Annotated in this window: 12 protein-coding genes; 7 read left to right on the forward strand and 5 right to left on the reverse strand. The window is 69.2% G+C overall.

Annotated elements, in window-relative coordinates:
- Positions 1-148 precede the first annotated feature (148 nt).
- The 4 genes from DK254_RS09440 (at position 149) to DK254_RS09455 (ending at position 3,002) form a co-directional block, all read left to right on the forward strand.
- Positions 149-364: a cysteine-rich CWC family protein gene (locus DK254_RS09440; RefSeq protein ID WP_109933567.1), complete on the forward strand. Its 216-nt coding sequence runs from the start codon at positions 149-151 to the stop codon at positions 362-364.
- A complete protein-coding gene (locus DK254_RS09445) occupies positions 364-1,059 on the forward strand; it encodes a pseudouridine synthase (protein ID WP_109933568.1) in 696 nt (231 codons plus the stop codon). The genes DK254_RS09440 and DK254_RS09445 overlap by 1 nt, the downstream gene beginning before the upstream one ends.
- 84 nt (positions 1,060-1,143) lie before the next feature.
- A complete protein-coding gene (locus DK254_RS09450) occupies positions 1,144-2,181 on the forward strand; it encodes a L,D-transpeptidase (protein WP_109933569.1) in 1,038 nt (345 codons plus the stop codon).
- An 80-nt stretch (positions 2,182-2,261) separates the two neighbouring features.
- Positions 2,262-3,002, forward strand: a complete 741-nt coding sequence (locus DK254_RS09455; protein WP_109933570.1) for a murein L,D-transpeptidase catalytic domain family protein — start codon at positions 2,262-2,264, stop codon at positions 3,000-3,002.
- A 474-nt stretch (positions 3,003-3,476) separates the two neighbouring features.
- On the opposite strand, the gene DK254_RS09460 is transcribed toward DK254_RS09455, so the two are convergent.
- From DK254_RS09460 to DK254_RS09475, 4 genes are read right to left on the reverse strand one after another with little or no spacing between them, the layout of a single operon-like run.
- Complete coding sequence (locus tag DK254_RS09460) at positions 3,477-4,358, reverse strand: HlyD family secretion protein (protein WP_109933571.1); 882 nt, start codon at positions 4,356-4,358, stop codon at positions 3,477-3,479.
- Between the two features lie 13 nt (positions 4,359-4,371).
- Positions 4,372-4,572, reverse strand: coding sequence for a DUF1656 domain-containing protein (locus DK254_RS09465; protein WP_109933968.1), 201 nt, complete (start codon positions 4,570-4,572; stop codon positions 4,372-4,374).
- Positions 4,573-4,576: 4 nt separating this feature from the next.
- Complete coding sequence (locus tag DK254_RS09470; protein ID WP_109933572.1) at positions 4,577-6,757, reverse strand: FUSC family protein; 2,181 nt, start codon at positions 6,755-6,757, stop codon at positions 4,577-4,579.
- Between the two features lies 1 nt (position 6,758).
- Positions 6,759-8,267, reverse strand: coding sequence for an efflux transporter outer membrane subunit (locus tag DK254_RS09475; RefSeq protein WP_109933573.1), 1,509 nt, complete (start codon positions 8,265-8,267; stop codon positions 6,759-6,761).
- A gap of 198 nt (positions 8,268-8,465) precedes the next feature.
- Between DK254_RS09475 and DK254_RS09480 the strand changes: the two genes are divergently transcribed.
- Together DK254_RS09480 and DK254_RS09485 are read left to right on the forward strand one after the other, a co-directional pair.
- Positions 8,466-9,407 (forward strand): LysR family transcriptional regulator, encoded by a 942-nt coding sequence (locus DK254_RS09480; protein ID WP_109933574.1) that lies wholly within the window; start codon positions 8,466-8,468, stop codon positions 9,405-9,407.
- A gap of 129 nt (positions 9,408-9,536) precedes the next feature.
- Positions 9,537-10,511 (forward strand): D-glycerate dehydrogenase, encoded by a 975-nt coding sequence (locus DK254_RS09485; protein ID WP_109933575.1) that lies wholly within the window; start codon positions 9,537-9,539, stop codon positions 10,509-10,511.
- Positions 10,512-10,675: 164 nt separating this feature from the next.
- On the opposite strand, the gene DK254_RS09490 is transcribed toward DK254_RS09485, so the two are convergent.
- Positions 10,676-11,575, reverse strand: coding sequence for a DMT family transporter (locus DK254_RS09490; RefSeq protein WP_109933576.1), 900 nt, complete (start codon positions 11,573-11,575; stop codon positions 10,676-10,678).
- A 137-nt stretch (positions 11,576-11,712) separates the two neighbouring features.
- On the opposite strand from DK254_RS09490, the gene DK254_RS09495 reads away from it, so the two are divergent.
- Entirely contained in the window at positions 11,713-12,588 is an 876-nt protein-coding gene (locus tag DK254_RS09495; RefSeq protein ID WP_109933577.1) for a helix-turn-helix domain-containing protein, read from the forward strand.
- Positions 12,589-12,933 lie beyond the last annotated feature (345 nt).

The following is a 12,933-nucleotide window of genomic DNA, read 5'->3' on the forward strand; positions in this document are numbered from 1 at the left end:
AACGCCTACGGCGTTATCCGCCGAATCGCGGACAGAGTCCGCGATTGGACTCACCGCCCACGCCGGACGTCCCGGTGGCACGAATTCCCCTTGCACCCCGGCGCCGCCCGCTGCACCCTGTGCAACCAGCGAAGCACCGACCTGCACCATGACCGACACGCCCGATCCCACCCGTTGCCCCCTCTGCGGCCAGCGCAATGCCTGCAGCCAGGCCGACCCGGACGCCGACGGCACACTCTGCTGGTGCTTCCAGACGCGCATCGACCCCGCCGCCCTGGCCCGCGTCCCGCCGGAGCAGCTCGACCGCGCCTGCCTCTGCCCGCGCTGCGCGCAGGGCCTGCCGCCCGACGACGAACCCGCCTGATGCGCCTGGACCGCCTGCTCGCCAACCTGCCCCGCTTCAGCCGCCAGGACGCGCGCCTGCTGCTGGCCGCCGGGCGCCTGAAGGTGGACGGCGCGGTGGTCCGCGACGGCCGCCACGAAGTGCGCGAGTTCAGCCGCGTGGAACTGGACGACGAGGTGCTGCAGGCCGGCCGCCCGGCGCGCTACTTCATGCTGCACAAGCCCGCCGGCTGCGTCAGCGCCACCCGCGACGCCGAGCACCGCACCGTGCTCGACCTGCTGGACGAGCCGGACAAGCACGAGCTGCACATCGGCGGGCGGCTGGACTACAACAGCACCGGCCTGCTGCTGATCACCAACGACGGCCAGTGGTCGCGGCGCATGACCCTGCCCGGGCGCAAGCTGCCCAAGGTCTACTACGTGGAGACCGAGCAGCCGATCGAGGCGCACTACGCCGAGGTCTTCGCCCGCGGCCTGTACTTCCGCTACGAGGACCTCACCACCCTCCCCGCGCAGCTGGAGATCCTCGCCCCGCGGGCGGCGCGCCTGACCCTCCACGAAGGCCGCTACCACCAGGTCAAGCGCATGTTCGGGCACTTCCAGAACAAGGTCACCCGCCTGCACCGCGAGCGCATGGGCGGCCTGGCCCTGGACGCGCAGCTGGCGCCGGGCCAGTACCGCGCCCTGAGCGCCGCCGAGCTGGCCGCGCTGGACTGAGAGACAGCCGTCCGGCATCGCGAATTGCAGGGGCGGCACGGCCCCGACTAAGCTGCGAGGACGCCCGCTCATCGAAGGAATACGATGAAGACACTGTCTTTCGCCCTGCTGCTGTTCAGCCTGGTCGCCCTGCCCGCCGTGGCCACTTCCAGCCACAGCTCGCCGCTCAACGACCTGCAGGCGGCGCTGAAGAAGCTCAAGCCCGGGCAGTTCCTCTGGTACCCGGAGATCTCCCCGCAGGGCCCGGTCACGGTAGTGGTCAGCCTCACCGAGCAACGCGCCTACGTGTACCGCAATGGCATCGCCATCGGCCTGGCCACGGTCAGCACCGGCAAGCGCGGCAAGGAAACCCCCACCGGCGTGTTCACCATCCTGCAGAAGAAGGTGGAGTACCACTCCGACCTGTACGACAGCGCGCCCATGCCCTACATGCAGCGCCTGACCTGGGACGGCATCGCCCTGCACGCCGGCAACCTGCCCGGCTACCCGGCCTCCCACGGCTGCATCCGCCTGCCCATGGCCTTCGCCAAGAAGCTCTACGAGGTCACCGGCTTCAGCAACACCACGGTGATCATCTCCGACGCCAAGAGCTCGCCGGTGGAGGTCTACCACCCCGGCCTGCTCGCCCCGCAGGTGACCGAAGGCAAGCCCAGCGGCCCGGCCAGCCCGGCGGTGGAGCCCTACTGGAGCGACCCGGGCGAAGCCGCCGGGCCGATCTCGGTGCTGATCAGCCGCGCCGACCGCCGCGCCTACGTGTACCGCGGCGGCACCCAGATCGGCAGCGCCCCGGTGGCCCTCGACAACCCCGGCGCACGCACGGGCGTGGCGGCCTTCTCGCTGCTGGAACGGCCCACCCCGGAACAGCTCGCCAGCGCCTCGCCGAACCTGCGCTGGAGCGCCGTGCAGGTGAGCAACCCGCAGGCCGGCCTGACGCCCGCGGAACAGCTCGGCCAGTTCAGCATGGACGCGCACTTCCTGCGCTCGCTGCTGCTGGCCATGGACGTCGGCAGCACCCTGGTCATCACCGACCTGCCGTCCAGCCGCGAGACGCGCAGCAACCCGGACTTCACGGTGATCACCACCAACGACCGACAGGCGGTACCGGCATCGATCAAAAAATAGGCGAGAATCCCCTCAATTTCGCGCACTTGCATGCGCAATCGAAAACAGACCTTAGGAAGTGACAAAGGGGGAACGGCGCCATGCCGTCCATATCCACCGTCTGGGGGAAACTCCGGCCGCTGCTCGCCGTGGGCGCGCTCTACGCGCTCGGCAGCAGCCTCGCCCAAGCGGCGCTGCCCAGCGCCGAGGAACTCCACCGCCTGGCTCCGGCCACCAACCTGCAGGCCCTGCGCCTGGCGCTCAGCGCCTACCAGTGCGCCAACGCCGCGCAACTGGGCGGGCGTGACGAACTGCTGACCGTCATCGACTACTCCAAGGCCTCGCGCGACAAGCGCCTGTGGGTGTTCGACCTCAAGCGGCGCAAGCTGCTGTTCGAGGAGTGGGTGGCCCACGGCAAGAACAGCGGCGACGACCTCGCCACCTCCTTCTCCAACCGCCCCAACAGCTACCAGTCGTCCATCGGCCTGTACCAGACCGGCCAGACCTACAGCGGCAAGCACGGCCGCTCGCTGCGCCTGCTGGGCCTGGAGCCGGGCTTCAACGACAACAGCGAAGAGCGCGCCATCGTCATGCACGCGGCCGCCTACGCCGACCCCAGGGTGGTCCCCGGCCTCGGCCGCCTGGGCCGCAGCCAGGGCTGCCCGGCGGTGCGTCCGCAGGTGGCGCAGAAGCTGATCGACACCCTGCAGAAAGGCAGCTACGTGTTCGCCTACTACCCGCAGCAGGAATGGCTGAACAACTCGCAGTTCCTCGCCGGCGCCAGCTGCAGCCTGGCCAAGGCGCAGAACCTGGGGCGCAGCGCGACCCTGGCCAAGCGCTGAGCCCGCAACGCGCCGAAACGCTCTTGGTATCTTCGTAGGAGCGAGCTTGCTCGCGAACCGCAAGGCACCGCGTTTGTTCGCGAGCAAGCTCGCTCCTACGAGAAGCCGTGCCTACCTGCCCCTGGGCAATAGCTGGTGCGGTTCGCGGATGAGATCCGCTCCTACGCTGCCCCACCCGCGCCATCCCCCTGTAGGAGCGCGCCCTGCGCGCGATTTCGCGGGCAGGGCCCGCTCCTACAGGTTGCCGGGAAACACGGTATTCCTCCCTCGTAGGAGCGGACCTTGTCCGCGATAGCCGGACGTCCCGGCGCGGTTCGCGGATGAGATCCGCTCCTACGCTGCCCTACCCACGCCATTCCATGTAGGAGCGCGCCCTGCGCGCGAAATAGCGGGCAGGGCCCGCTCCTACAGGGCCTCCGCCGGGAAAAACGAACGGGGGCCGAAGCCCCCGTTTTTACCTAACGCGCATTGCGCTCACTGCGCCGTCGCGTCCCGGCTGCCCGGGTTGACGATCACCGTGGTGGTGATGCCCGCCGCCAGCAGCACGCCGTCCGGCACTTCGTCGATGTGGATGCGCACCGGCACGCGCTGGGCCAGGCGCACCCAGTTGAAGGTCGGGTTGACGTCGGCGACCAGCTCGCGGCTTTCCGGGTTGTCGCGGTCGTAGATGGCGCGGGCGATGCTTTCCACGTGGCCCTTCAGGCGCTGGCCGCTCATCAGCTGCAGCTCGGCCGGGTCGCCCACGGCGATGTGCGGCAGCTTGGTTTCCTCGAAGTAGCCGTAGACCCAGTAGGAGTTCTGGTCGACCACCGCCATCTTCGCCTCGCCCGCGCGAGCGTAGTCGCCGCGGTGCACGTTGAGGTTGGTCACGTAGCCGTCCACCGAGGCGCGCACCTGGGTGCGCTCCAGGTTCAGCTTGGCGGCGTCCAGCGCGGCCAGGGCCTGCTGGTAGTCGGCCTCGGCGGCGGCGGCGGTGTTGCTGGCGTCGTCCAGGCTCTCGCGGGACACCACTTCGTTGTCCATGGCCGCGCGGCGCTTGGCGTTGAGCTGGCGCATCTTCAGGGTGGCCAGGCGCGAGGCGACCTGGGCCTCGGCCTGCTTCACGGCGATGCGGTAGTGGTCGGGGTCGATCTGCATCAGCAGGTCGCCCTTCTTCACCTGCTGGTTGTCGCGCACCGGCACCTCGACCACCACGCCGGACACGTCCGGGGCGACGTTGATGATGTCGGCGCGCACGCGGCCGTCGCGGGTCCAGGGGGTGTCCATGTAGTTCACCCAGAGGGTGCGGCCGATGAACACGGCGACCACCAGGATGATCAGGGTCGCCAGCAGGCTGAAGACGGATTTCAAGGTCATGGGTACTGGCTCGTTATCGGTAGACGGTCAGGGACAGGCCGCCGAACAGGCAGGCGAACAGGCACACGCGGAACAGCGCTGGGTGCCAGGTGAAGCGGTACAGGCCGATGGAGGCGAAGATGCGGTCGAGGCCCCAGCAGATCACCGCCGCGACCACGAAGAGCGCCGTGAGGGTCGGCATGTAGACGCCGTGGAAGGCGATTTCCCGCGGCAGGTCGTCAAGCAGCATGGCTGGCGGTTCCTTGGCTGGCATCACGCAGCGGCGACTGCGGGTCGAGCAGCGTGGTGCGGATGAAGTGCAGGTAGCTGACCACCCGGCGCAGGGGCGAACTCTCGAAGTCCGGCGCGCACGGCTCCTCGGTGGCCTTGGTGGTGAGTATGGCGTGCTCCACGGCGGCCAGGGCGCGCTCGCGGTTGGCCTCGCCCGGCTGCATGAACAGGCGGATCAGCGCCCGGCCCATGCTGCGGATGGCCTGGCGCCAGGGCATGGCCTCGGCGTAGCAGGGCTCGTCCGGCAGGCGCTCCTGCTCGTTGCGCAGCTCGATGACGGCGTGGCCCACCTCCAGCACCAGGAACATCCAGCGCAGCAGGCCGCGCTGCACGTCCGGGCGGCGGGCGGCGACGCCGTAGGCCTGGTTCATCAGGTCGCGGGTGCCGCTCTCGAAGGTGGCTTCCAGGCCCGCGCCCCTGCCGCTGATGGCCTGCACCACGCGCATGCGCAGGTCCTTCTCCAGGCGCCGCCACAGCCAGGCGCTGGTGGGCGGCAGCAGAACCGCCACCATCAGCGCGGCGCAGCTCTGCGACAGCACCAGGGCGATGTACTCGTTGAGCATGCGCCCGGCGTCGTAGACGGTCATGTTGGCCGGGATGGCGCCGAAGCTGAAGAACACCAGCAGGCCCAGGCCATAGCCGCCGTAGGCCGGCTTCACCGAGAGGAAGGCGCCCAGGGCGAACACCGGGGCCAGGGCCGCGCACAGCAGCGGGAAGCCGTCCAGGTGGGGGAACACGAAGAAGGTCTCGGCGAAGCCGAAGATAGCCGCGAAGAAGGTGCCCACGGCCATCTGCATGGCCAGCCTGGCCGGGTCCGGCACGGCCGAGACCAGCGCCGCCACCGCCGCGGCGTTGAGCACGAAGGTGCTGCCGCTGGGCCAGGCGGTCTCGATCCAGAACAGGCCGAACACCAGGATCATGATGGTGGTGCGCGCCCCGGCGACCAGCGAGCCTACCATGTTGGCCTTGGGCGAGAAGCCGAACTTCCAGTTCTCCCGCTCGTGGCGGTGGTCGGCCAGGGAGGCGTGGGTCAGGGCGTAGTTGTGCAGGTCGGCCACCAGGCGGTAGAGCAACTCGGCGGCGGTGTTGAAGTCCAGCCGCTCGCCCACGTCCTCGACCTTCTCGCGCACACTGGCGCGGGCCTCGCGGATGCACTGCATCAGGCGCTGGCGGCGCATCTCCAGCTGCTCGGCCAGGGCCGCGGCGTCGCGGTCCAGCAGCGGCTTGCCCTGCCACGGCCCGAGCACTTCACGCAGCTCGTCCAGGCACGGCTCCAGGGCTTCCAGCACGCGCTCGCCGCCCTGGCTGCGCAGGCGTTCGAGCAACTGGTGCAGGGCGTGGTAGCGGGTGGTCAGGACCATGAACTCGTTATTCAGGCGCGCCAGGCGGCCGCTGCGCAGGCGCATGTGCGGGTCCTCGAAGCGCGTGGCGCTTCGCAGCGCCTCCAGGCCCACGGCCTGGGACACGAAGTTGACGTTGGCCGCCTCGAAGCGCTGGCGTTGGCCGCCGCCGAGGTTGTCGAGGACGAACCAGGCGAAGGCGCCGAAGCGCTGGTACAGGGCGTTGCGCATGGCCGCGGCGGAGGTCTGCGGCAGCACCACGGCGCTGACCACGGTCGAGCAGAGGATGCCCAGGCTGATCTCCAGCACCCGCCACACCGCCGACATGAAGGCGGCTTCCGGGTGCAGGGTGGCCGGCAGGCCGATGAGTGTCGCGGTGTAGCCGGCCAGCACGCAGGCGTAGGAGCGGAAGTCGCGGTAGCGCGCGGCGCCGGCGGTGCAGGCGCCGACCCACAGCGCCACCACCAGCAGGAACAGCACCCGCTCCTGGGCGAACACGGCGATCAGCGCCACCATCACCGTCAGCCCGACGAGGGAGCCGAGGATGCGGTAGAAGCTCTTGGCGAACACCTGGCCGCTCTGCGGCTGCATCACGATGAACACGGTGATGGTGGCGGTGCTCGGCTGCGGCAGCTCCAGGCGCATGGCCAGCCACAGGGTGAGCATGGCGGCGGTCAGCACCTTGGCGACGTAGACCCAGGTCACGCCGTCGCTGCGCGCCCACTCGAAGAAGGCGCGGCGCACCTCCTCCAGCGGCGAGCGGGTCTGCAGGGCTTGGCTGTTGGCCATCTCAGCGCTCGCCCAGGGGTTTCACGGAAACGCTCTCGGGGACCATCTGCCGCTCGCCCGGGGCGTCCTTGGGCGCCATCAGGCCGCCGCCGAGGGCCACCACCAGGCCGGCGTGGGTCTCCAGGCGCGCGGCCTGCACCTGCTGCAGCGTCAGCTGCTGCTGGAACAGGCGGGTCTGGGCGTTGAGCACGTTGAGGTAGTCGGTCAGGCCGCCGCGGTAGGCCTTGGTGGCGATGTCGTAGGTCTTCTGCGCGGACGCCACCGCCTGCTCGGCCAGGGTCTGCTGCTTCTCCATCGAATGGGTGCGGATCAGCTGGTCGGAAACGCCCTTGAGCGCCTGCACCAGTGTCTGGTTGTACTGCGCCACGGCGGCATCGTAGCCGGCCGACTCCTGGCCCAGCTGGGCGCGGCGGCGGCCACCGTCGAAGATCGGCAGGGAGATCGCCGGGCCCGCGCTGTAGGTGAACTTGCGCGCGGTGATGAACTCCAGCATGCCGCCGCCGACGGCGCTGTAGCCCAGGCTGGCGATCAGGTCGACGTTGGGATAGAACTCGGCGCGGGCCACGTCCACGCCCTTGGCTTGCGCTGCGACCTTCCAGCGCATGGCGACCACGTCCGGGCGGCGACCGACCAGTTCCAGCGGCAGCGCGCTGGGCAGCCCCGGCTGCCTGGCCAGGGCCAGCTGCGGCCGCTTGAGCGCGGCACCGGCGCCCGGGCCCTTGCCGGCCAGGGCAGCGATCTGGTTGCGCGACAGCGCGATGGCTTCCTCGATGGCGTCGATCTTGCGCTTGGTCTCCGGCAGCGGCACCTCGGCCTCGCTGACCTCGAACTGGGTGCCCAGGCCCCCGGCCAGGCGGCGCTGGGCCAGGGAGAGGATCTGTTGCTGCTGCTCGAGCATGGCCTCGGCGATGTCCAGCTCGGCGTACTGCAGCGACATCTGGATGTAGGCACGCACGACGTTGTTTTCCAGCTCCAGCTGGGCCATGCGCGCCTCGGCGGCGGTCATGTAGGCCACGTTCATGTAGCGCTCGGTGTTGCTGCGCTCGCGGCCCCAGAGGTCGAGGTTGTAGGAGAAGCCCAGCGCGGCGTTGTTGTTCCAGCTGGTGGTGTCGGCCAGGTCGCCCGGGCCGTAGAAGTAGTCGGTGGGCCACCTGTGGCGCAGCAGCGAGGCGTCGCCGTTGACCTGCGGCGCCTCGGCGGACTCGGCCACCCCGGCCATGGACAGCGCCATGCGCACCCGCGCCTCGGCCTCGGAAAGGCTCGGGCTGTTGTCCAGGGCGGTTTGCACCCAGGTGTTCAACTGCGGGTCGCCGAAGGCGCGCCACCACTGCTCGGCCGGCCACTTCGCATCGCGGTTGGCGGACTGGATGGCGGCATCGGTGGCCAGCTGGTCATTGCCCAGGCGCTGTTCCTGCGGGGCGATGCCATGGGTACTGATGCAACCGGCAATTGTTGAGAAAACGACAAAGGAGCCGACGAACGCCAGTCCTTTCACGAGGTGACGCGACACGGTTGAGGGTCCTGGAGGGTGGGCTTGCTGTTTCAGCGTAGAGGATGCCGAAGAAACCATTCGGGCGAGTAAATTCTAGGGAGACGGGGCGAAACGGATAAGACGGCCAATTTGTGAATCTTTATTACCAATAATGAAATAATGTGGCCGGATGTCTCATGTGACAATAGGTCACCCTGTCGTTCCCGAGGGCTCCGAATGGACACTCTGCAAACCATGCGCGCGTTCGTCTGCGTGGCCGAGACCGGCAGCTTCACCGCCGCGGCCCAGCAGCTGGGCACCACCACCGCCTACGTCTCGCGCGCCGTGGCCAACCTGGAAACCCACCTGCGCGCGCGCCTGCTCAACCGCACCACCCGGCGCATCGCCCTGACCGAGGCGGGCCAGCGCTACCTGCTGCGCTGCGAGCAGATCCTCGCCTACGTCGAGGAGGCCGAAGCCGAGGCCGGCGACGCCCACGCCCGCCCCGCCGGGCGCCTGCGCGTGCACTCGATGACCGGCATCGGCCAGCACTACGTCATCCGCGCCATCGCCGGCTACCGCCAGCAGCACCCGGAGGTCAGCTTCGAGCTGACCATGGCCAACCGCGTGCCCGACCTGCTCGACGAAGGCTTCGACGTGGCCATAGTAGTGGCCACCGAGCTGCCCGACTCCGGCCTGGTGTCGCAGCGCATCGGCGAGACCTACAGCATCCTCTGCGCCTCGCCCTCCTACATAGAAGCCCGCGGCGCCCCGCGCACCCCCAGCGACCTGGTCAACCACGACTGCCTGCGCCTGGTCAGCCCGGTGCTGGCCCTGGACAAGTGGCTGTTCGACGGCCCCAACGGCCAGGAAATGATCACCGTCGGCCCACCGACCTTCCAGGTCAACGTCGGCGACGCCATGACCGAGGCCATCCGCTGCGGCATGGGCGTGGGCGCGCTGCCGGTGTATTCGGCGCTGGAAGGCCTGGAAGACGGCTCGCTGGTGCGCGTGCTGCCGCACCACAAGCTGCAGTTGCTCAACGTCTACGCCCTGTACCCCTCGCGCCAGTACCTGGACGCCAAGATCAAGACCTGGGTCGGCTACCTGCGCGAGAACCTGCCCGGCGTGCTGCAGGCCGACGAGGCCGGCATGGCGCGCCCGCACCTGGCGCCGTGAGGCCCGGCGCGGCGCCGGCCGCGCGATAACCGCACCGCATCGCCGCAAGCAGAGCCGACAGGCTTGCCAAGGGCGGTGGCGGGGATGCTAGGGTTGCGCTCCCGTCTGTCAGTCGTTGCCTTCCCGAACATGAAAAAGAACGTCTTCGTCTTCAGCCGCCTGGCGCCCGAGCACCTCGAACGCCTGCGCGGCCAATTCAACGTCAGCGTGCTCGATCCCAAGCAGGGCGACGTCGACGCCCAGCTCGCCGCCGCCCTGCCCCAGGCCCACGGCATGATCGGCGTCGGCCGCCCGCTGGGCGAGAAGCAGCTGGCCCAGGCCGGGCAGCTGGAAGTCATCTCCAGCGTCTCGGTGGGCTACGACAACTACGACCTGGCCTACCTGAACCAGCGCGGCATCGCCCTGACCAACACCCCGGACGTGCTCACCGAGACCACCGCCGACCTCGGCTTCGCCCTGATCATGGCCACCGCCCGGCGCACCGCCGAGCTGGACGCCTGGACCAAGGCCGGCCACTGGAAGCGCACCGTGGACGCGGCGCAGTTCGGCGTCGACGTGCATGGCAAGAAGCTCGGCATCCTCGGCCTGGGCCGCATCGGCGCGGCCATCGCCCGCCGCGGCCGCTTCGGCTTCGACATGGACATCCTCTACCACGGCAACACCCGCAAGCCGGAGCTGGAGCAGCAGCTGGGCGCGCGCTTCTGCGGCTTCGACGAACTGCTCGGCGAGGCCGACTTCGTCTGCGTGGTGGTGCCGCTGTCCGACGCCACCCGCAAGCTGATCGGCAAGCGCGAGCTGGAATTGATGAAGCCCAGCGCCATCCTGGTCAACATCGCCCGCGGCCAGGTGGTCGACGAGGCGGCGCTGGTCGAGGCGCTGCAGGACAAACGCATCCTCGCCGCCGGCCTGGACGTGTACGAGAAGGAACCGCTGGCCGAATCGCCGCTGTATGCCCTGCCCAACGCGGTGACCCTGCCGCACATCGGCTCGGCCACCCACGAGACGCGCCGCGCCATGGCCGAATGCGCCCTGGCCAACTTCGAGGCGGCGCTGCGCGGCGAACGGCCGAAGAACCTGGTCAACCCGCAGGTGTGGAAGGGCTGATCCGAGCGTAGTGCGTATGACCGTTCGCGGTCATACGCCGATACACCCCACCCCATCGGCAACTTCGTGGCTGACCTTGGCGCTGGCTGGGGCCAATTTCGGCAATACCACGGCACGGTCTGATGCCACGGCTAAGCGGCGTATAACGCGGAGCGTTATACGCCCTACGTCCTTGCCAACCGTGTCGCCGGCTCCGGCTTCGGCTTGCGGAACACCAGCACGTTGCCGGCCATCACCAGCGCCAGCCCGGCCAGGGCCGGCGCGCTCCACTGGTAGCCCTCCATGAACGCCGAGACGTTCAGCGCCACCACCGGGAACAGCACGGTGCAATAGGCCGCGCGCTCCGGCCCCATGCGCCCGACGAGGGTCAGGTAGGCGGTGAAGCCGATCACCGAGCCAGGGATCGCCAGGTACAGCAACGAACCGACGTAGCGCGCGCTGCCGTCGAAAGTGAAGGGCACGCCCTGCACCAGACAGATCGCCAGCAGGATCAGCGCGCCGTAGAGCATGCCCCAGGCATTGGTGCTCAGCGGGCGCAGCCCGGCTTTCTGCTGCAGGCTGGACAGCAGGTTGCCGGCGGAGAAGCACAGCGTGCCCAGCAGGGCCAGGCCCAGGCCGTAGAAGGTCTCGCGGCTGGCGGCGTGGCCGGTCAGCTCCGGCCAGAACAGCAGGGCCAGGCCGAGCAGGCCCAGGGCGCCGCCGCCGGCGACGTTCGGGGCGATGCGCTGGCCGAAGAAGAGGCGCGCGTTCAGCGCGTTCCACAGGGTGGCGGTGGAGAACACCACGGCGATCAGCCCGCTGGGGATCCACTGGCTGGCGGTGTAGAAGCACAGGAAGTTCACGCAGAACAGGCACACCCCCTGGGCCAGGCACAGCGCCTGGCCGCGCCGGCCCAGCGGTTGCAGGCGGCGACTGAGCAGGAGGATGGCGAACAGCACCAGGGCCGCCAGGGCGAAGCGGTAGGCGATGGACAGCGGGATGGCCACCGCCCCCACCTGCAGCTTGATGGCGATCCAGGTGGTGCCCCAGATGAGCACCGTGAGCAGGTAGAGCGACAGGTTCATGGCTGGCCTCCGGTCATGGGAGGCCAGTTTCCGCCCGCGGACAGGGGCGCCGCTTGCAGATTCTTGCGCTTATTGCGACAACCGGGCTGGCAACGCGCGCGGGCGCGGGTAGAGTGGAGGCCTAGAGGAGTCGCCCCATGTCCGCCATCGAACAGCTGCAGGTCTTCCAGTCCATGAACAGTTCGCCCAACGCCCGCCTGGAGCGTTGCGCCGAGCTGGGCGACGGCCTGTCCGCGGCCATGTGGAGCAACCGCCACGACGCCCGCGACTACGTCTCGCCGGACCACCACACGCTGTCCTGCTACCTGGACGGCGGCACCGGCACCTTCCGCCGCGGCGCCCCCGGCGCCAAGGGCGCGCCGGACAAGCTGTGCATCATGCCGGCCGGCGAGGAAGCCTCGTGGATCGTCAACGGCGACATCCGCCTGGCGCACCTGTACTTCAGCCCGGAACGCTTCGCCCTGGGCTGCGTGCAGTTGTTCGACCGCGAGCCGCGCGAGCTGCAGCTGCGCGAAAGCACCTTCCTCGACGACCCGCAGCAGGCCGCGCGCTTCCGCCAGCTGGTGCGCCTGGACTGGCGGGAACCGGGCGAGCGCCTGCACACCAGCAGCCTGGCCCAGGCCATCATCGATCACGCCCTGCTCACCCAGGTCGGCCGCCGCGACGGCCTGCGCCTGAAGGGCGGCCTGGCCCCGGCCCTGCGCCGGCGGCTGTGCGAATACATCGAGCAGAACCTGGCCGAGCCGCTCAGCCTGGGCGAGCTGGCGGCGCTGGCGGCCCTTTCGGAATACCACTTCGCGCGCATGTTCCGCGAAAGCTTCGGCATGCCGCCGCACCAGTACGTGCTGGCCCAGCGCCTGGCCCGCGCCTGCGAGCTGCTGCGCCAGGGCAGCCTGGCGCTGAGCGAGGTGGCCCTGGCCTGCGGCTTCTCCAGCGCCAGCCACTTCGGTAATCGCTTCCGCGCGGCGCTGGGGGCCACACCGGGGGAGTATCGGGTGGCGTTCAGTAGCTGAACGAGGGGCTTTTCGTAGGAGCGAGGGGGACGCCTAGTTCTTGCTCGCGAAGGGGGCTTATCCTGGCGTCATTGGTGTTTGGATGAACTCCGTCCCCTCTCCCCAACCCTCTCCCTGAAGGGAGAGGGGGCTGTCCGTGCCGAGAGAAGGCTAGGTTTCAGCCGGTAGCTTTCGATGCTGCCGGCTAACTCCAGAACATCCATTTCTGCCCAACGGTCCCCTCTCCCTTCAGGGAGAGGGTTAGGGAGAGGGCGCTCTTAACCCACACCAGAGCAACCGGGAATACTCCATTCGCGAGCAAGCTCGCTCCTACAAGAGCATCCCCAGCAATCACCCCAATACCGC

Origin of the sequence: Pseudomonas sp. RW407 (genome assembly GCF_003176655.1) — a bacterium.
In the GTDB taxonomy this organism is placed as follows: domain Bacteria; phylum Pseudomonadota; class Gammaproteobacteria; order Pseudomonadales; family Pseudomonadaceae; genus Pseudomonas; species Pseudomonas delhiensis.

Excerpts from the sequence above, each read along its gene's own strand:
- DK254_RS09440 (WP_109933567.1), top strand. The coding sequence starts at position 149 with ATGACCGACACGCCCGATCCCACCCGTTGCCCCCTCTGCGGCCAGCGC.
- DK254_RS09445 (WP_109933568.1), top strand. The coding sequence starts at position 364 with ATGCGCCTGGACCGCCTGCTCGCCAACCTGCCCCGCTTCAGCCGCCAG.
- DK254_RS09450 (WP_109933569.1), top strand. The coding sequence starts at position 1,144 with ATGAAGACACTGTCTTTCGCCCTGCTGCTGTTCAGCCTGGTCGCCCTG.
- DK254_RS09455 (WP_109933570.1), top strand. The coding sequence starts at position 2,262 with ATGCCGTCCATATCCACCGTCTGGGGGAAACTCCGGCCGCTGCTCGCC.
- DK254_RS09460 (WP_109933571.1), bottom strand. The coding sequence starts at position 4,358 with ATGACCTTGAAATCCGTCTTCAGCCTGCTGGCGACCCTGATCATCCTG.
- DK254_RS09470 (WP_109933572.1), bottom strand. The coding sequence starts at position 6,757 with ATGGCCAACAGCCAAGCCCTGCAGACCCGCTCGCCGCTGGAGGAGGTG.
- DK254_RS09480 (WP_109933574.1), top strand. The coding sequence starts at position 8,466 with ATGGACACTCTGCAAACCATGCGCGCGTTCGTCTGCGTGGCCGAGACC.
- DK254_RS09485 (WP_109933575.1), top strand. The coding sequence starts at position 9,537 with ATGAAAAAGAACGTCTTCGTCTTCAGCCGCCTGGCGCCCGAGCACCTC.
- DK254_RS09490 (WP_109933576.1), bottom strand. The coding sequence starts at position 11,575 with ATGAACCTGTCGCTCTACCTGCTCACGGTGCTCATCTGGGGCACCACC.
- DK254_RS09495 (WP_109933577.1), top strand. The coding sequence starts at position 11,713 with ATGTCCGCCATCGAACAGCTGCAGGTCTTCCAGTCCATGAACAGTTCG.